Below are 18,217 nucleotides of genomic sequence, written 5' to 3' on the forward strand. Positions count from 1 at the left end.
CTAAACCCTCGCTACTATTAATGGCTTGTAGCCCGTAGAACCGCTAACACTGGGGTAAGTAGCTTCAAGATTCGGCAGTACCAAATAACCATCCGGCGCCCACAAAGGGCCATACGCCAAACTACCACTATTAGAAGCCAACGCGACGAAAGCGCCATCATCTGAAATAGCTCCTCCATACTGGCTCATCGTAACCTCACCAAAAACTGTATGACTCATATCAGCCAAGGAAATAATGTGATTTCCTGCCAGCAAGAAATCCCCAAATCCTTTTATTGCGTCAGAACCTACGTAGTAAGGTAGAGGGCCTATAACAGCGACCTCAGAGCGGTCACTGACCAGATATTTACGGAGATAATTACTCGAATCCACAGTGAAGAAATGCAGGCCATCTGGGCTAAAACACGCACCTTTCACTAAATTAATAGTGCCTGCACCATCGCTAACCAGCGTACCATCAGTCGCGTCATAAAGCCCATATCCCTCAGCACCAGAGCTAGAGGTAATAAGAAAATAACTGCCTGTAGGGTCAACGGCTAGACGGTTTGATCCGAGGGCGACATTAAACGCAAAGTCAAACGAAGGGTAAGTCCGGGCGCGCAGGGTGTTACCCTCTTTATAGAAAAAATGCGTGTCGCTAAAATTAAAACCAGAAACAACATTAACAGCCGTAAGGACAGTCTGATCTGACCAGTCAACTGTAGAGAACTGTTTTAAACGCCCCGTGCCTGAGTGAGCGACGATAAGTAAAGCACCGTCGGGTGAGAAAATTACATCGGCCACATAATTCTGAGACGAGGGTCCGTCAGCCACCGGCTCCCAAGTAGTTGTATCATAAATAACTAAATATGGCGCTACGCTGTACCCAACGGCCAGGTAGTTGCCATCTGGCGAAAACGATACGGCTCTTGAATCACGGAGAATGGTACTGTTTATAGTGTCAAAATTTTTTGTTTTAAGAACTGCGGCCAGTTCAGGCCATTCAGCTGCGCTAATAAGACTACCGTCACACACTAAATATTTATCAGACGCATACTCAGGCAGGCCATTAAACGCATACATTTCCAAAGTGTTATATACCAACTGGCCAACAACTTCACCACCCCGGGGAAGGTCAGCTATAACAGCTGGGTACTGCGTAAACGGAATTCCAGAAAGGTCCACCCCTCTATCAGTCAAAGCGGTCTTTATTCCCGTTTTCACGTCCGCGAGCGTCTGCAGCCTATTAGCGATAGTCATACACCAAGCACCCCATCAAGCACAGCAGCTACATCGCCCAGCTGGCTACCCACCAACTCAACCAGCAGGCCCGCGTTAACCCGCGCCTCACCCCGCGTATTCACCGACCACTCACGCGCAGTAGTATTGTCCTGCTCACGCTCAATTGTCAGTTCATCGCCGAGCACCGCCGTGACTTTAACAACCTCCCAATCAGTCTCCTGCCCATTCGTGACCTCAATGAGCGTCAGGTAGAAATAGTCACTCGCCCCAAGGGCCGGAAACTGGGCACCTTCACCCGCTTGCAGAAATAGCGTGGTACCACCAACAGCCAGCGGCATTGCCAACCGAATAGATTTATTGTTGAGCAACTTGATAGCCATCAGTAATCTCTCACCCGTGCGCGAAGCTCAACCTGCTTTGTACGACCCTCACGCGTTGTGGTCGTAACCTCAACCTTATATGACTGCCCGCCTAGACCTTTTTCGAGCCAGATTTTGGCAATCGGCGTACTGTTAATCACATACTTGGTAGCCAGATCATCCGTGCTGATGGCAACCCCATCCAATCGAGTAATATCAACATTGATCGTCTGCAGCGTATCTCCGGCCCTAAGCCACTCGCTAAAATCGATGTCGTAATCCAGCACTTCAGCTGGTTGCTTCGTAATAGAGCCTATATTCACGCGACAAACCTCCTGTCATCATCGGGCACAGCAAATTCGGTAATGTAGCCAGGGACAATGAATGTACGGAATTCTGGCGCGGGCCTACTCAGGTTGGAGCCAGGCTCCGCCCTTGCAGTCAGTAGCTCAAGCCCGCTGAACGCAGCCATATGGCGAACAGTGAAAGGCTGTGACAAAGAGCTGAACGCATAACCGGCGTGCTGCATGCCCGTATCCACTCTTCGGTAGACGTTTATCCACCCAGTTTCGGGAGATAATGAAATCTCAGACACAGCCCTAAAGCCGCGAGAGGTTTGCCCAGCGCCAACACCAGAAAGCACGCAAGCGCCATCTGCTCGATAACCGCGAATGATCGTTGAATATTCAAAGCTATCTACGCTGAACGAAGCGATCCCCTTCGATAGCCGCGTGCGGGTAGGGCCTGCAACAGAAGCACTGAAATCAAAGGCTGTAACCGCGTCAGCAAGCGACGCAATGTTCCACAACAAAGGATCAGCACTGAAACCGACTGTCGTTTTTGCTGCAACGTATAGCCGTGTCCACGCCCTCGCCGTACTCCCAAAGCCAAAGTCTGCCAGGCCATGTACATTCGTGCGCACGCGTGCGTCATCGGACGCAACCACCTTTCCAAATGACCCAGTCGCTGTGGCTTCATGTATGCCATTGATCGCCGGCTGTGCTACAGAATCAATGGAAAGCACTGCCGCGCCTTTGGCATCGGACAACACCATCTGCCGGGCAGTACCTGTAACTGCAACTTCAGCCCTGCCCCGGTAGCCAATGATCGGGTTACCGCTACCGCTTGCCGTCAGGCTGATATACGCATCTTCAGGACGAATCCCGCCTGCTGAAAGCGACACAAATCCAAATTGAGCATGTTCGATAGAACCAGACTGCGTAACCGTTTGGCGCGCAGTACACGCCATCCCCAAAGCAGCCCCAACATGGGTGTAATGAACCTTACTGCCTACTGCAGAATCCGTTGAAATCGAAGTCCGCACCTGTGACCCGAGCGCAGGTACTCGCCGCGTACCCTCTGCAGTCGGAGTGAGATGCAGCTGAACCGCATCACCATAGCCCCATGTGGCAACACGACCACGACCGCTGGCATTTATCCCGGCTTGCGCAACGCCTGCCATGTATCGAGTCACAGCCGCTGTGCAGCTTGTATCAATGCATACGGCGCCAGCTCCAATCGGTTTTACCCAACGAGTGCCACCACCACTCACCTCAAGATCAGTGAGCGTTTGTCCGTAGCCATTTGTTTCAACACGCATCGACACGTCATGCGACGCGGTGGCAATGGTCGCCTGACCTGCCGCGGGCTGAATAACGGAAATATATGCGGATGCAGCAAGGCCAAGCACCGCGGCCGCTGCTCCATCCTTGAAATAGGACGAACCGCCACCGTTCAGTGACGATCCGTTAATGGCGGTACTATTGAGCGCCACTGGTCAGTCCTCAGGTAGCCGCAATCTGCAAAGCGCCGATAGCAAACGATAGTACGTCGTCGATCAGCAGCGTCTTGGCCGTAGTCATCGGGCCATGGATCAGCAAGTTACCACCCGAAGAAGCATCGTAGATGCCATAATGGGTAATGGTTGTCTGCGCATCGGTAACAGGCGCAAAGGTGACAACCTTGGCGTTAGACGTCACGCCGTTTGATGGCGCTGTAAAAGCCGAGTTGATGGGGCCACCACCCGCCAAGTCTTGGCGCACATACCACTGTCCCGTCTCCTCATTTGCGACGACATTCGCATCAGTAGGGTCCGCAGTAAAAAGAGCCAAATACAATGAGCTGGGAGTTGGGAATGCCGCGCCTCGAAGAGTCGCATTGATCAATGCATTTTCAAGGTAATCGGAAGCTGAGCCTGGCATAATTAATACTCTCCTGATTTAAAATCTTTCGTTTAGCTAGTGATAAGAAACTACGCGGTGCGGGCTACTCCGCCCGCATTGGGTGACCCGCTCATATCCATTCGCCCTTTTCCACCTAGTTGCGTATTGAACGCGTTGTAATGCATAGCCGAACGGTTGGCATTACCGGCGAAGTCAGCATCCTTTGCGAAGGCTCGATACAAAATGTAATCAACAATGGCGGGGGCATAGCTGTCATCCAGCCTGATCACGTCACCCTTGTTGGTTTCGTAGTCACCGTGAGGAGGAGGGACAGCTGAGTAAATAATCTCTACACGCGTTCCTTCGGCGGCAGGCGGGTAAACGTAAAAGTGGCGGGGGTCCATTTCATCAAAAACGAAATGCTCAATTTCATCCGACTCTTTCTCGCCATGCCAGTTACGCACTGTCATATCCAGCTGCCGACGATCACAGACCAAAATCGCCATACCGCTTTCTGACAAATTACGTACCACATCCAGCAAACGCATGCCTTTGTCCGGAATGGCCTGCTTAGTACCCGCGTTAAGCTCAATGCTTTGATTCACAGCAGCAGAATCTGGGCGCAGGCCAACGATCACCTGATATGATTCATTCAACCAACACAGCAGCTCTGCATTGGTCCAACGTATTCCATCCGGCGCCAGCTCTTGCAACACAACTTTTACCCGCTGATCAATGATGTTTTTCACGGTCGTAGTTGCTGCCATCACCATTCCTCTTACTAGAAATATTGGCCGCCTCGCCTTAGGCGGGTATGGGTCTGCTCGGTTTTATATCCTTCTTGCACATCCCTGCGAGCCCGACTAATCCCCTCCCTGAAAAGAGACACATGCCACCCAACCTTGCTTGGGTCATGCCATGCCGATCCAGGCATTGCGAACAGCCGAGCTGCCGCGCCATGGCAAACGGCCTCGGAGTAGTGCGCATAGATTGATTCGGGTACCAGTGACACGCCAGGAGTAGGTTTTACAGCCGCCTCAACCGTCACAGCCCCAACAACAGAAGCATCAAAGCGCATTGAGCTGGGGCTTGTGATTTCGTACAGATCTGCATCCAGTTTTTCACCAAGAAGCCTGCAGCAAATGTAGCCCGCAAAGACTGTATCCTGAGGCATCTCAAGATCATGCACGCGGTCAGTACCATCAGGGCGCAGATCACCCAGCTGCTCTCGCCAGTAACTGCTATCACCACAAAATTCGGTCAAGGCTGCTACCAACTGCAATCGAGCAACAGGCGACGTAACCCCGGGAATCAAACCATTGAGCACTGGCAAAAAGTTGCTGATCTTGATTCGCCGATCATCTGTCAGCCCCGTCATGACTTACACCCGGAACTCATCTTTGATTTCAGAGAACGCGGCGTTAAGATCCTTGGCGCTCAGCTCAAAACCCTCCGGCAGCTGTTCGCGTACGGCATCGATCTTCGGCGCACCGCTGGAACCAAAGTGTTCAGTGTTGGCCCGATCCAGCTTGCGGATCGCTTCCTGAATCAGCTTGATCGGGGTAGCGTCATGCTGATCGGCAGCTTCAGGCTGAGGGGCAACCTGTTGGGCAGGAGGTGCATCAACCACAGGCAGGGATGCCAGGCCGGTAGCGGCGTCGGCACCGTCTTCCTCATACAGCTCTCTGAAATCCTTCTCGCTCATCCAAACGGTCGGAAAGTCACACAGGCGCTGCGCTGCCGCTTCCAGCACCAGGCGGTAACTGCCAAAACCGCGCCACACATGATTTGTGCCGGCAACGGTGTCTTTCTTCACCGGTTTATCACCGATATAAAAAACCTTCACTTCGCTCATTGCGCATTCTCCAGCAATAAAAAACCCGGCGCGGGGCCGGGCTGATCAGTTTCAGTGGGTCGGGTTACTTCACGCCACGCACAATGCCGGTCGGCATGATGATCAGCTCACCGGTACCGGCGCCACCTTTCAGCGTCGCCACCAAGATCACGTCATCCTCGAACATCACCGGCTTGGCAACGGACGCTTTTACCCCCGCGGCTGCGGTGCTGTGGTTGCCCCAGTATGCAACTTCATCGGTACCGTTATCCGGATCAATGTAGCGATAGCCGATATCCACGTTGGTACCGGCACCCAAGTTGTCATGGTTAGCGACCAGCCCAGTCACTTCGATTCCTGCTGGAATCACCCCCATCTCAATCTCGGTACCGGCCGTATCGCCCGTCAGGACCACCTTGAACACTTCGCTGGCCATATTGCCGTGAGTACCGCTGTACATTGTCTTGCGGCGAGTCGCTGCTTGCTTAGACATAACTCATTACCTATTCAGAATCAGAATAAAGCGCCCGGACGCTCGGGCGCTGTCGGGTTACAATCCGCTAACCGCCGTATCGACCACCATGGAGCCGTGGTCAGTAATGTAACCATCCTTGTTTTTGAAGCGGATCTTGCCCATACCGTCCATCCAGGCAATCACCGTCTCAGTGCTGTTGCCGTGGTCTGCTGGCTCTTCAGTCATGCTGAAGTGGTGGCCACCTGCATCCTTCTTGCCAGCACGGCCCCACGCATGGCCCAGCGCCTGAGCACCCAGCAACAAGGAGCGCTCGACGGTAACACCCGGTGCGATCTGGGTAACGGCTGCATTCTTGGTGTTGGTGCACACATTCACCGGACGCCCAGCGGTGAAGCGAGTGGTTCGGTTCATCTTCTTAATCAAGATGCCGTTCCACATAGCGCACTCACCTTTGAACAGAGGGTGATTGAAGCCCTGTGAGCGCTTCATCGCGTCGGCAGTCATTTTCTGCCAGTCCTTCATGGACGTGCTTTCCTGCAGGTCAAACCACTGACGCGGGGTAATGTAATAACCCCACATCGGATCATGCAGTCGCTGTTCATCCGCCTCAAACTGCAGTGGCTGCAACGGCGAACCGGACTCATCCAGGAACAGACGGAGGTTATCCACCACCGACAGCGACATCAGATCTGCAGCATCGAGGTTATCCAGCGCAGTTGCATCACCGCCATACATGTGGCGATTGTAGGTCGGTGGTGTGACCGGGTTCACCATGATCTCACCAAATTCGGTGTGATCTTCCATAGGCAGAATGGTGTTCTCGTTTGAGAAGTCACCACGTGCGCCCATCAAGTGAACCTGGGTGACCTCATCCTTGAGTCGGCCATACCAGCCGGACAGCAACTTACGGCTGGTTGCACGCAGATTGTGCTGGGTGCGTTTTTGGCTCATCTTGCCGCCAGCGTCCACCAGATGTCGGCCCTGATCGATCTTCAGATCGAAATGCGCTTGGCTCATGGACTCGCCACGGCCTTCCAGCTTGCGGTCACCCATGGTCGGGGTGCCTGTCAGGTTGTGGAAAATATCCATGGTGACTTCATCACCGGCGGTCTTTTCCAAGTTCGTGACACGCACAATTGGCGCACCCGGCTCAGTCTGTTTCTGACCGGGTTTACCTTTCACTTCAGTCGGTGCGCCACCGGTCATCATGTTGAGCCAGGTCGGGGCCTGGGTTGCAGCAGTGAACAGCGCGACATTCTGAAGCTTATTCGCGCCGGCGCTGCCGGATTTAACTTGAGTACCCATCAGGCATTACTCCATCAAGAAATCTGAGACAACAGGGCTTCGCGCTGCGCTTCAGTCATGTTCGCCATGCGAGCCTCGACCTCTTCTTCGGAAAGATCGGCCAGCTGCTCGACAAGGGGACGGTCCGGAGACGTAGCGCCCACACCCATATTGGAAAGGGACGGCGGCGGTGCGGCAGCTTCTTCTGCTGCGCGCATCTTGTCGTCCAGTTGTTGTTGATTGGATGATTTGCCCGCGTCCGAAGACGTATCAACGTCCCCGAATACCGCTTTAGTGCGGCGTACCGCTTCAGCAAATCGTTCGTCGTAAGAGGTATTGGCAAATTTCTGATCGGCCTGCAGGATCTGATCGATCCGCACGGCTTCCTGCCAGCGCGCACTATCCCCCGTCCGCCAAGCTTCCAGATCGGCATTACGGGAGATGGCCTGCATCAGCGCCTGCTGCTCATTGTCAGCAGAAGGCTGCTCTGCAGGTTGTTGCGTGGGGGATTCAGGCTGCGGCGGTTGGCTCTGAGCCAAACGGGTATACATCGCCACCATGGCCTTACCCATCTCGCCGTAGTCCTCGATCAGCTCCCGCTGCTTCTCTTCCGTAAGTTGGTAATCCTCCGGCAGGCTTTCAGCTTCCAAGCCATGCTGCTCCAGCTGCTTCGTCAGCAGTTCCAGCTGACGCTCCATGCGGCTGTTTTCCTGCGCCTGCTGTTGCAGCTGCTGTGCACGCTGTTCGGCCTCTTGAGCCCGACGATCCGCCTCCCGCGCCTGTTGCCGAGCGGCTTCCAGTTCTGAATAAGGGATGGTGTTGTTTCCATGCTTCCCTTCAATTACCGGGCGGCTCTCGCCCCGTCCGCCTTCCTGCGGCTTGGCCGGCACGTCCAATGCACCTTGCTCATCTGCGGAGTCTGCACCGGCTGCAGTATCGTCTTCGGCGCCGGGCTCAGCGCCTGTTTCTTCAGTCGCTTCCGCATGATCGTCACCATCGGTTGCGCCTGTATCGCCCTGTTTGAAAACAATGCCTTCGTCGGTTTCCTCCATCTGATCCAGAAGCGCCTCAATGGCGTCCGTATCATCTCCGGCCAGAATTGCGTCGATATCCAAGTCGTTAACACTCATTTGCCTTTACCTCTCCCAGTTTTCGGATGGGTCCGAGTTGTGTTTCGTGGTTGCCTTCTTTCGCTCCGGCAGCGGAAACGAAAAAGCCCGCACAGGGCGGGCTTCTTCAAAATCGATTATTCGTTACTGTGGCAGCAGCTGCGGCTGCGGTGCTGGCATGTTGTGGCCTGCCTGCAGGAATGCACTGCCCTGCAAACGGTCGGTCAGCTGCTTCAGCTCACCCAGTACCTTCAGCGTCTGGGCTTCGGTCAGCTCATCTTTGACCGCCTGGGACTGGGCAGCGGCCTCGTCCTTGCTGGCAGCGGCCAGCTTGCGCTTAGCGTCTGCCTCCAGCCCTGCAATCTTGGTCTGCAGCTCCTGCATCGCCAGCTGGTTCTGCATGGCCTGTGTCTGCTGTTGCTGCTGCCACTGGGTGCGTTCTTCCTCGCTCATATCCTCCGGATTCACACCGATACCGGTGGCGCGACGGATGCGCTTGATAAACTCATCTTTCTTCGGCACATCGGTGCTCATAATCACCAGATCGATGACCGCAGCCTGCAGGTTCGGCGGCAATGTCTGTACCAGCTCCATCATGCGCTGAGTCAGGTGCGCACGATATCCCGGGGTGTTGACGATATCGTCCAGCACCACACTCGCCTTGGTGCGCATCACGTCATTGCTGATCACCTGCTGACCCTGTTCGTTCAGCGTTATTTGGTTCAGATCGATGGCAGCGGTCGGCTCCGGCTTGTTTACGTTTACCATCACCCTGCGTGGCTGTCGGCCAATCTCCTGCACCTTGAACGCCAACATCAACTCGCCCACTTTCTGCCGGGCAAATCGATAGTTATCAAACAGCTCAGCCATCGTGGTAGAGCCCTGTTCGATCAATCCGTGAATAGCCACGCCACTGGTAGCGTTGCTCTCTTGCCCCAGCATTGCGCTGAACACACCGCCACAATCCTGAATGTTCTGCTTGGCATCCTGCATGATTTGGAACTGCTGAACAGCAATGCCGCTTTCTGTTTCAACCCAAAACCCGCGGTGCTCCACGTTTTTACGATCCTTGTTTAGCGTTACTACCCCGTCAGGCCTGTTGACCTCATCAATCAAATCCTGATCGCTCATCGCTGTAGCATCATCGTCCTTGATGATGCGCTTGCTGTTCAGCAGGTATGTCAGCTTGGAGCGCCGGAAATTCACTTCATCCTGTGGGCTTAGCATGCGGCGAATCAGTCCATACGGCACATTTGTTGTGTCCTCGCGGAACCCCCAGAACGGCACATACGGGAAGTTGTTGTGCGGGTGCTGGCTTGGCCCCTGGTAAATCAAGTGTGGGCCGATATACCACGCCTGGTACATTCGCTTGTAAGGCGCGTTCACCAACTCGGCGTGCCCCGCATTCACAACAGCTACATGCATCGGATTGTTGCGCTCAAACCTAACCCTGCGCCCATCCGGCATACGCATCACAAGACCACGCTCAAACACCCGGTAATACACCTCATGCACACGTACTCTGTGCCGATCTGTATCAAACAGCTCATCCTCTCGCCACTGATTATCGGCATAGTCCTGGTAGGCGCTCATCAGCTGAGGACGGGTCTGCATCTCCAGTGTTGCCAGTGCATTGGCCCAGCCGCCGGCAGCGTATTTGATCAGGTCCCGGTGCTTCGGAAAGAACGCAGCGGCCTCATCCTCATCCAGCCAACGGCGACGCAGCAACCAACGCGCATCATGTAAATCAGGTGCTTTCGAATGCCAGTCCCACCAAATCTCATCACGGTGCACATAGTTCGACTGGTAGGGGTACTCGAACTCGTCTGAAGAGCGGTTGACCTCTACCCACCCCAAACCGGTTTTGATCTGTCCGGCAAAGGCATCAGCAATTGCCCGGTCGACATTCGTCATCCGAGCCATCTCCGACACCTCTTCGTTCAGCGCCTCGGCTACCTGCAGATTTTCATCATTCTCTGCACGCACCATAAAGCTTTGCCGAGTCTTGGCCTCCATGCCCAGCACGCCATCAATGGTCGGGCCGATCAGGTTGTGGATCAGCACCGGCTGGCCACGCTCTTTCATTGCGGCAACCACATCCGGCTCCAGCTGCTTGCCGTCATAGTAATCAGCACAGCGAGAGGCTTCCTCCCGCCACGTCGGCTGACGGTCGATATCAGACAGCAGGCGTTCCAAATCCTTCGCTGAAAAACTCTTGCTCACGCTGCTCTCCAATCCCGCTGTACGCGTTTAACCGGTTCGATTTCTTTAACGGTTCGCGGCATTACCCGCACCATCTCATGGGCAATCGCCAAACTCATCACGCGGTCGTCATGGCAATTGACCTGCGCACCGTAGCGACCCTTTCCGTCAACCACATAGGTATGCGCCTCCGCGATAGTTTCCTTCGAGCGGATGCCCGACTCACCATCACGCAGCAGGTTACTCAGGTTGCCAATGATGAAAGGCTTGGTTGCCTGGTTGGTGTGGAAGCCCACCTTTCGGGTTTTCTTGTCGCGCTTCTCGTCGATCTTTTCTTCAACGTGAAGGTTCGGGTAGTTCAAATCCTTCAGCTTATTCAGTACGGCATGGCCATGGTTGTTACGCTCAACGCCCAAGTAAGCCATGTTGTACAGCTTGCCCAGCTGGAACAGCACCTGGCCGAACAGATCCGTGCTGATATGCCCGTGCCACTGCGCCACCTGCTGTCCGAAGCCGTCCAGAACATCGGCACTGCTGTAGTCGAGGTCTTTATCTTCCTCACCCACTTCCTTGCCTTCCGCCACGTCTGCACCAATGGCGTAGAGCTCGTTCGGGTCCGGCATCTCCCAGATTTTCAACTCGCCCTGGGCAATCTCGTTCAGCTCACCGTTGACGATGGATATCTCACCCACGAACAGTGGCTCGTAACACATTTCCTCGGCAGCGTTCAGGTGGTTGGCATCAAATGCCTTACGGCCTGAAAACAGGAATGCCTCTTCCGGAGTGGACGGATACTCCTGCTTCATCTCCTTGCCGTAGGTGCCCTCCGTGACTACGTACCAGTAACGCTTGGCCGGGCTCAGCTCCTGCTGAATCTTCCGTTCAAGGCCGTCAAAATACTTTGTGTGTTCGCGGCTGAACTCGTAATCACGGGGGCATGGCAGCTCATACTTCGAGTCCTTCCACCACGCGAAGAAATGAAACTTGTAATCCAGACGGGTCAGCTCGGTTTCGGCATCCGCAAGCCTTTTCGCCTGCATGCTCAGCTCATGAAAGTGACCACCAACCCCCTCTGCCGTGCTCTCAATGAACACCATGCCATTCTGGTGAACGGTAGGCAGAGAACCCGTCTTAACCTCTTTTGCCTTTTCCGGATACCGTGCCCACAGCTTGCCGTACTCCGAAATATGCAGCACCTGCAGTGTTCCGGATCGCATCGACACCGCTACACGAATACTGGAACCGTTTGAGAACTTCAGGTGGTTTGCCGCTTCCTTCTCAGCTGTCACCATGGCTCGGATGTCCATCGGCAGTCGCTGATAGGCGTACTGGACCTTCTTGGCGAATATCTCGATCACGTCATCCTTGGTATGAGCGATAATCCCGCACGCCTGGTTGGCGTTGAAGATGGCACGATCCAGAATGAAAATATCAATCGCGGTCGTGAACCCCAGCTGTCGCGCCTTCAGAATCACGTTCCGGTACCACGCCAGCATCAAGAACAGCTTTTGTATCGGGCGCAGCTTAAACAGCACCTCGTTACCGTCCTCGTCCTGAATGAAGTACAGGTTATCCAGACGCCACCACACATCCCTCATGCAGTTGTACAGCGCTTGCTCTGACTGGTTCAGCTTCACCATGGCACCCATCAGTGAGCGGACTCCCCGGGCAGGCCCTCCGGCTCTCCCATGATCATCTGCATCACAGTGCGCACCTCAGCAGAGGCATTACCCTTGTCTTCCTTCTCATCCAGCCCAAACGCCTGGCGTTCCAGCTGCACCACACGCTGGTAACTGCCGGTCACGTTGTTCAGCGTCTTGGCAGCGGCTTCCAGATCAATAGGGACCTTGATCGGGGCTTCGCCTTCGCCACCCGGTATTTCTATATACCCGCTGGCCACCTGATCGCTCAGGTGCTGGGCAATCCTCATCGACGTACCGCGCAGCAACGCCAGATCACCTCGATGCCGCTGAACCAACTCCACCTGAGTTGCAGCCGCAAACTCAATGATCTGGCGTTCTCGTTGCTCCGGTGTCGCGCCTTCATCCAAGGCCCGGTGAGCAACCGCCATGCTCTGCTGCAGTTGCTTGTTCGCTTCCTGGTTGATCTGATCCGTCAGATCACGCACCCAACCTTCTTTATCTGCCCGGCGCTTGATGCGGCCACGTGAAATGCCGTAATCAGCTTCCAGCTGACGATCAGACTTGATACCGGCACGGTAATCCCGCTCCAGCGCAGACCAATCAACAGCAGAATCCGGCTTACGCTTTGCAGACATGCTTAACTCTGGGCACCCGAACCGCGCACAGCATCCAGATCCAGCCCGTGCGCCTCGCCAAGGTTGCCACTCCAGCACACAAGCTCATCACGCTGAACAACTGCAGCAAACGACACAGCCTTCAAGTCACCAGTGCGGGCCATCATCGCGAGCTCATCCATCAGCTTCACCAGCCTATCCTGATCGTTTACCTCAGGATCTTTCTGCGCAAACAGCGGCACAACTTTGCAGGCACGCTCAGGCATTCAATACCCCTTCTTTGCACTCAAGTAGCTCTCGGTGGGCAAGGCGATACTTGTCTCGCAGGTTGGTCGGAACAAATACCTCCTTGAATCCGCGATCCCAACGACTACCACCCGCCGCAACAACCGCTGCATACATTGCTTTGCGCTTCCAGCTGGACACGCCCAGTGCCTCGCACGCATCCAGCAAAACCAAGTCCGCCATTTCGCGAGTAACATCAATGCCCAGCTGGCGGGAGCAATACAGCAGGTCATGAGGCAGTGCTGCATATCGATGCTTACCGTTCACCTCAATCAGCCAGCGTGCATACCAAGGAATACTGGCCAGATCGGTCACGAACCATTGTGGAATCACTATTGCTCTCTGCATGCGGTGTGACCAAACCAGCGCATCAGTCAGCGTCAGCCACTCCTGCTCACCTTCGTCGAACGCGTCTAGCGCCGTGCGCTTAATCACGCTGGTTTGTGAGCGGTCAAAGCGAGCGTTCACTCGGATAACCGCTTCGTTGTATGTCAGCAGATAAGCGCTACTCATTGCTCTGCGCCTGCGTTTTGCCCGCGGCATACACCAGCACCCCCAGCGGGTCATCACAAACACCTCCTGGTGGATATTCAGGGTTCACGAACACACGATACAAATCCAGCAATGCCGCACGGGCACTGCTGACACCGCCGTTACAGCCCAACTCGTGCAGGCGCACAGCCTCGTATGCAACAGCACGCGTTGCGTCACCCAGCTGATAGCCATCGGCCAGCTGAGACTTGACGCTTTCACAGCCCACCATTGCAACGGCTGCCCCAATGATCACTACATTCCGTACTTTCCGCGCATGCATAATCAGTGCACTCCTTTCAGCAGCTGCTCATCCAGCAGCGTGTAAGTGAATGTCTCCCCCCAGTGCTTGCTTGCGATATCAACCAAAGACATCAACAAATCGAAGTCACTGGAGTCAGCCACCACCTGGCAGCCTGCAGACCATCGATCAACCAAATTCGAACGGCCATCAACACGTGCCCGGTGCAGGTTGATACCGAAGTAACCGGTCTGAATGCTGCTCTCGTTTGGCTCTAACTTGGCATCCCGGTCAGCATCTCGGTACAAAGGCAGCTCACGCGCCTGAACCAGTGCGTGATACCCCTTGTGCTTCCCAACCCGGAACGCACCCGAATACTGACCCGGCACCAGAAAGCCGGTACCGGCTGCATTCGCCAGATTCTCGCGCCAATAAACACCCGGATCGGTTGTCGCCGGCAGCGACACCACAATAGGCTCACCCGCTACACGCCAAGCGATATAGATCAGGTCGTTGAATGTGTTCGCCTGCAGATCAGCAGAGCGAACACCAATGATGTTCAGGTTGTAGTTACCATCATCGAAGAACCGATAACCGCGTGCGCTGCACGCCTGCTGCAGCTGCTCATAAGAAAGAGGTTTCATTCTGCCTCCTTCTGTCCGTAACGAATTTCGTTCAGCAGCCGTTGACGGCTTTCAATGAACACTTCATCGATCAGATCAAAGACCTTCGGGGCGAGGAATGCAGCAACCCACATGCTCAAGCAGGTCAGCGGGTACTTGAATACAAAAAATTCGTTACTGCTTGGGTCAGGTTTATCAAGCTGAAAGTGATAGCACAGCAGCGATACCAGAAACGTGGCTGACAGCGATAACACCATCTCACCAATAGAACGACGAATCAGAGCCCAGCGCGACAACTGACGACCAGCGCGGACTCGGCGGTACGTACCCACAAGGCCACCCCACAACGCCAAACCCAACCCGGTCACAACAAACCCAAGCTGGTAGTTGTTCGGATCACGGTATTCCACAACCTCTCCCTCGGATCGGATAACGGCGCCGTGCTTGGCGCACCAATAAAAAAGGGTCCTCAAATGAGGACCCTTTAGGAAACAACAAACCCAGCATGAAAGTATGTTGAAGCGAGGTAACGCTCGCCGGTAAAACCAGGGGACCGGCGAGCTGACTGATCGACTACGGTGTACTGCTTTGTCACCACGACCAGCTTGGTTACAACAATAGACCAGCAGGAAACTAAAATCAACAAACAGGTAAAGCCAATTTTACACCCCTAATCACCCCTCGCGCTCCACCGCACGAACCACGGACGCACCAGTGGTTCATTTCGCCCCCTCACTCCCAACTCTAAAAACCGCCCAACCCCTCGCCACACCTACCTCCCAGCCCAAACCACCCCGGTTCAAAACTGGTGCGCTCTGGTGGTGTGTTTTGGGCATGAAGTGGCTGGAAGGCATCATTTAAGGCGCTATACTGATCCCTTGATTGCTCTCAACTACATGCAGGAGAAATACCATATGGAAAGAAAGAAAAGAGGGCGCGGCAAACAAGGCCCACAAATGAAAGGGGAAGCCGGTAACTTTGTATCACGGAAAAACACTGGCGAGGTGGAGTATTCTCCAGTATTTCTCGGAAATTCTACACGCAATTCCGACAGCGGAAAGGCCACACCCATTGCTAACTACAGCTTTCATAGAAATGTTTTATCCTCTCAACCAGAGCTCGCCCAAATGAAGCAGCGGATAAGAAAGATTGAAACCGCCCTGGATAGCGTGCTCAAAGAAAACAAGCGCCTGAATATGGAGCTTGAATACAGAGAATACTTGCACCGGATCGGAGTCTCCTCTGACCAAGTGAGAGGTGGAACTACTATTCCTGTGCGCATCTATCTTAGTGACACAAAAGGCAAAGAGAAAGCTGAAGCAGCCCTCACAAGACTGTTTGAAAGCAGCGGTATTGAACTGGTCGCAGAGGGTGATGAAGTCTATGGATCTTGGTACAAAATCGCGATGGCAAGGCTTCGCGGCTTTGATGTCGACCAGTACGAATACCTTCTCCACAAGGCGGCTGAAATGAAGCTTGTTGGCAAACAACAAGCCGAAATGGACAACATTAACGCTACCACCATAAAAATATTGAAAGACTCCCTTGCCGAAACCTCATCCGGAGCGGCTCAGGCCGGGGCTGTGCTGGTGGTAAAATTCCTCGATTCCTCTGGGCATACCCAGCTGGTCGCAAAGGTTCTTTCTCCTCGAGAGATGCGCCACCTTGAAATGAACCAGCAGCTGCTAAAACAGCCAACTATCATCCTTGAGAAACTGTCCGAGGTTATTGCCGTCGAGGACAAGCAGATACCGCCACCTCAAAAAGGCCTGCCGCGATCCCCTGCTGAGAAGCATTAAATTTGTAGATATGAGTGGTCATCGACCACTCATATCCTCGCCCACCCCCTATCACCAAAAGCATCCTCCAGCCGTAGCAGTACCGCGCTCAACTCATTTTCCAGCCAGCTGATCAACTCGCCGTTCCGGCTGGCCAGCGCTCGCGTGCTCAGCTCCAGCACCTTCGCCCACTCCTGCTGCGTGCGTGTCGGCTCCATGCCAGCCCAGCGAGCAATCTGATCAACCGTGTACCGCTCAAACTCCGGTACCGGCTGCGGTGACCAGTCAGCCACCACGCCACAGCTGTCCACTCGGCGCGAGGCTGTCTGGCAATAACGAACCTCCACCAGGCAAAACCGAACGTGACTCAAAGTCGAGCGCGCACACTGCACGATCAGCCCAGCTTGGGCCACATGGTCCTGACGGGTCATACCACTGGGTAAGGATCGGCCGCTGCTGGCCATCCAGCGGCCCAGCATGGATTCACCGTAATGCGACCATGCCTCAACCCCGAACGCGTACTGTAATGCCTGATCAGCTGTATCGAACTTCACACCAACCTCCTGTAACCCAGAGCGGACCGGGCTAAATCTCGACTTCCGCAAACTGCATGCGGCCGTAGTTTTTGCACTCAATACAAAGAATCTTGAAGGGGTACAGGCTCTCAACCATCCGTTTCTTATCCCGAAACTGAGCTGTCACCTTCCCTTTCACGTCCACGTAGGTAACCGTCCCATCCACTTCTCCTTCCAGGAAGTCCACCACATACCGAACACCACCCGGCAACCGGATCGGCACCTGCAGGAGTTGATACGCCAGTTGGCCCTGCTCGATGCGCAGCTTATTCAGCTGGTACCGAATGCTCTCGGCCTTGCTATCGAACGTGATTTGATCAATCACCACCTTCTCAGCGCCATACTTGTTACGGCTCTTGGTTGCCGGCGCCAGCTGTTTCTCCACCTGCCTGCGGATATGCGCCGGCAGATGTTTGGGATCAATCGCCATAAAACTGCCTGCCTCTGAACTGTGGTGTTATAAATCTGTCTTGTCCGTCCCGATCGCCTTAACAACGCTGGCTGCTTCCATAATTTCCAGCGTGGCCTGACGCAATAAATCGGTGAATCTCTGTTCAACCCGCATCGTTGTGTTGTGCATATAGACGCCTTCAGGCAATTCCTTCTGCCCTAAAAGCTGATCGAACTCGCGCATCTTTATTCGCAAATCAATCCATGCTTCATCAAGTGTTCTACTCATTGAAATCTCCAGTATCGATTTATAACAACTCGCACCACGCGGACCCTGTAACAGGGCCGGTGTGCTTCGGGGTTATGAAGCGCGCTCCAGCGCCCTGCGCAGCTTCTCGATCTTCAGCTGCTGAATCTGCTTTTCCTCAGCTGTTTTATGTTTCTGGAAAAACGAATCGTAGCCCTGTTGAAATATCCAATGATCACAGGTAATGAATACCGCCATAAATATCCAGAATCCAAGCCATGCTAATCCTGAATTAATATCCATCTTCGTGTCCTCGTGGTTAACGCTCTTCATAACAACGGCTCTCAAATTAGCGCGGCGTTACTCGTCTTTCAGGTCCACGCCTTCCTCGCCGTCTTCAAGCATCTGGGAAACAGCGTTATCGAACATTTCATGTACCGGAGTAGTGCCGTCCTCTTCCTCTCGGCACAATTGCAAAACCATACCTTTCAAGAAGAGCTCTTTATCCGTAATTTTTATTCCGTCCAGTCCGTACATGCGACCTGTCTCGCAGGCATGGCACAGAATATCTACGCCAATTGAGATTGATAAAACCTCATTTTCTACCGCTACTTTCAGTTGCTGGCCTTTCATGGTGTATCGCC

General features: G+C 54.1%; 25 protein-coding genes. 1 reads left to right on the forward strand and 24 read right to left on the reverse strand.

Annotated features, from left to right (window positions below):
- The 19 genes from BLV48_RS00190 to BLV48_RS18915 all read right to left on the reverse strand — a co-directional run bounded on the left by BLV48_RS00190 (position 1) and on the right by BLV48_RS18915 (position 14,993).
- Positions 1 to 1,239: a WD40 repeat domain-containing protein gene (locus BLV48_RS00190; protein WP_091821211.1), complete on the reverse strand. Its 1,239-nt coding sequence runs from the start codon at positions 1,237 to 1,239 to the stop codon at positions 1 to 3.
- Complete coding sequence (locus tag BLV48_RS00195) at positions 1,236 to 1,601, reverse strand: hypothetical protein (protein ID WP_091821214.1); 366 nt, start codon at positions 1,599 to 1,601, stop codon at positions 1,236 to 1,238. The genes BLV48_RS00190 and BLV48_RS00195 overlap by 4 nt, the downstream gene beginning before the upstream one ends.
- On the reverse strand, positions 1,601 to 1,903 hold the full coding sequence (locus BLV48_RS00200; RefSeq protein ID WP_091821217.1) for a phage fiber-tail adaptor protein: 303 nt from the start codon (positions 1,901 to 1,903) through the stop codon (positions 1,601 to 1,603). Before BLV48_RS00200 ends, BLV48_RS00195 begins: the two co-directional genes overlap by 1 nt.
- Positions 1,900 to 3,354 (reverse strand): hypothetical protein, encoded by a 1,455-nt coding sequence (locus BLV48_RS00205; RefSeq protein WP_091821220.1) that lies wholly within the window; start codon positions 3,352 to 3,354, stop codon positions 1,900 to 1,902. The genes BLV48_RS00200 and BLV48_RS00205 overlap by 4 nt, the downstream gene beginning before the upstream one ends.
- Positions 3,355 to 3,364: 10 nt before the next feature.
- Positions 3,365 to 3,781: a phage tail fiber protein gene (locus BLV48_RS00210; protein ID WP_091821223.1), complete on the reverse strand. Its 417-nt coding sequence runs from the start codon at positions 3,779 to 3,781 to the stop codon at positions 3,365 to 3,367.
- A 50-nt stretch (positions 3,782 to 3,831) separates the two neighbouring features.
- Positions 3,832 to 4,509 (reverse strand): phage adaptor protein, encoded by a 678-nt coding sequence (locus tag BLV48_RS00215; protein ID WP_091821227.1) that lies wholly within the window; start codon positions 4,507 to 4,509, stop codon positions 3,832 to 3,834.
- Between the two features lie 14 nt (positions 4,510 to 4,523).
- A complete protein-coding gene (locus tag BLV48_RS00220; protein ID WP_091821230.1) occupies positions 4,524 to 5,120 on the reverse strand; it encodes a hypothetical protein in 597 nt (198 codons plus the stop codon).
- A 3-nt stretch (positions 5,121 to 5,123) separates the two neighbouring features.
- Positions 5,124 to 5,597 (reverse strand): hypothetical protein, encoded by a 474-nt coding sequence (locus tag BLV48_RS00225; protein WP_091821233.1) that lies wholly within the window; start codon positions 5,595 to 5,597, stop codon positions 5,124 to 5,126.
- A 64-nt stretch (positions 5,598 to 5,661) separates the two neighbouring features.
- Positions 5,662 to 6,069 (reverse strand): hypothetical protein, encoded by a 408-nt coding sequence (locus BLV48_RS00230; RefSeq protein ID WP_139253856.1) that lies wholly within the window; start codon positions 6,067 to 6,069, stop codon positions 5,662 to 5,664.
- A gap of 57 nt (positions 6,070 to 6,126) precedes the next feature.
- Positions 6,127 to 7,356 (reverse strand): N4-gp56 family major capsid protein, encoded by a 1,230-nt coding sequence (locus BLV48_RS00235; RefSeq protein WP_091821239.1) that lies wholly within the window; start codon positions 7,354 to 7,356, stop codon positions 6,127 to 6,129.
- Positions 7,357 to 7,370: 14 nt separating this feature from the next.
- Positions 7,371 to 8,465, reverse strand: coding sequence for a hypothetical protein (locus tag BLV48_RS00240; protein WP_091821242.1), 1,095 nt, complete (start codon positions 8,463 to 8,465; stop codon positions 7,371 to 7,373).
- A 123-nt stretch (positions 8,466 to 8,588) separates the two neighbouring features.
- On the reverse strand, positions 8,589 to 10,667 hold the full coding sequence (locus tag BLV48_RS00245; RefSeq protein WP_091821245.1) for a portal protein: 2,079 nt from the start codon (positions 10,665 to 10,667) through the stop codon (positions 8,589 to 8,591).
- Positions 10,664 to 12,295, reverse strand: a complete 1,632-nt coding sequence (locus BLV48_RS00250) for a terminase large subunit (RefSeq protein WP_091821249.1) — start codon at positions 12,293 to 12,295, stop codon at positions 10,664 to 10,666. Before BLV48_RS00250 ends, BLV48_RS00245 begins: the two co-directional genes overlap by 4 nt.
- The gene (locus BLV48_RS00255) at positions 12,295 to 12,924 is read right to left on the reverse strand and encodes a hypothetical protein (RefSeq protein WP_091821252.1); all 630 of its coding nucleotides are present in this window, start codon (positions 12,922 to 12,924) and stop codon (positions 12,295 to 12,297) included. Before BLV48_RS00255 ends, BLV48_RS00250 begins: the two co-directional genes overlap by 1 nt.
- A 2-nt stretch (positions 12,925 to 12,926) precedes the next feature.
- Positions 12,927 to 13,169: a hypothetical protein gene (locus BLV48_RS00260; protein ID WP_091821254.1), complete on the reverse strand. Its 243-nt coding sequence runs from the start codon at positions 13,167 to 13,169 to the stop codon at positions 12,927 to 12,929.
- Positions 13,162 to 13,701, reverse strand: coding sequence for a DUF1353 domain-containing protein (locus BLV48_RS00265; protein ID WP_175527525.1), 540 nt, complete (start codon positions 13,699 to 13,701; stop codon positions 13,162 to 13,164). Before BLV48_RS00265 ends, BLV48_RS00260 begins: the two co-directional genes overlap by 8 nt.
- Entirely contained in the window at positions 13,694 to 14,002 is a 309-nt protein-coding gene (locus tag BLV48_RS00270) for a hypothetical protein (RefSeq protein ID WP_091821260.1), read from the reverse strand. The genes BLV48_RS00265 and BLV48_RS00270 overlap by 8 nt, the downstream gene beginning before the upstream one ends.
- A gap of 2 nt (positions 14,003 to 14,004) precedes the next feature.
- Positions 14,005 to 14,604, reverse strand: coding sequence for a hypothetical protein (locus BLV48_RS00275; RefSeq protein ID WP_091821263.1), 600 nt, complete (start codon positions 14,602 to 14,604; stop codon positions 14,005 to 14,007).
- Positions 14,601 to 14,993, reverse strand: a complete 393-nt coding sequence (locus BLV48_RS18915) for a hypothetical protein (protein ID WP_091821266.1) — start codon at positions 14,991 to 14,993, stop codon at positions 14,601 to 14,603. Before BLV48_RS18915 ends, BLV48_RS00275 begins: the two co-directional genes overlap by 4 nt.
- Positions 14,994 to 15,497: 504 nt before the next feature.
- Here BLV48_RS18915 and BLV48_RS00285 point away from each other — a divergent pair.
- Positions 15,498 to 16,382, forward strand: coding sequence for a hypothetical protein (locus BLV48_RS00285; protein ID WP_091821269.1), 885 nt, complete (start codon positions 15,498 to 15,500; stop codon positions 16,380 to 16,382).
- Between the two features lie 29 nt (positions 16,383 to 16,411).
- Here BLV48_RS00285 and BLV48_RS00290 read toward each other — a convergent pair whose 3' ends face one another.
- From BLV48_RS00290 to BLV48_RS00305, 5 genes are all read right to left on the reverse strand, one after another.
- On the reverse strand, positions 16,412 to 16,915 hold the full coding sequence (locus BLV48_RS00290; RefSeq protein WP_091821273.1) for a hypothetical protein: 504 nt from the start codon (positions 16,913 to 16,915) through the stop codon (positions 16,412 to 16,414).
- A gap of 31 nt (positions 16,916 to 16,946) precedes the next feature.
- Complete coding sequence (locus BLV48_RS00295) at positions 16,947 to 17,366, reverse strand: DUF1064 domain-containing protein (protein WP_091821276.1); 420 nt, start codon at positions 17,364 to 17,366, stop codon at positions 16,947 to 16,949.
- Positions 17,367 to 17,393: 27 nt separating this feature from the next.
- Positions 17,394 to 17,615, reverse strand: a complete 222-nt coding sequence (locus BLV48_RS00300; protein WP_091821279.1) for a hypothetical protein — start codon at positions 17,613 to 17,615, stop codon at positions 17,394 to 17,396.
- Positions 17,616 to 17,687: 72 nt separating this feature from the next.
- Entirely contained in the window at positions 17,688 to 17,876 is a 189-nt protein-coding gene (locus BLV48_RS18710) for a hypothetical protein (RefSeq protein WP_139253859.1), read from the reverse strand.
- A 57-nt stretch (positions 17,877 to 17,933) separates the two neighbouring features.
- On the reverse strand, positions 17,934 to 18,206 hold the full coding sequence (locus BLV48_RS00305; protein WP_091821282.1) for a hypothetical protein: 273 nt from the start codon (positions 18,204 to 18,206) through the stop codon (positions 17,934 to 17,936).
- Between the last annotated feature and the right edge of the window lie 11 nt (positions 18,207 to 18,217).

The organism is Marinobacterium iners DSM 11526 (genome assembly GCF_900107855.1).
Lineage (GTDB): Bacteria > Pseudomonadota > Gammaproteobacteria > Pseudomonadales > Balneatricaceae > Marinobacterium > Marinobacterium iners.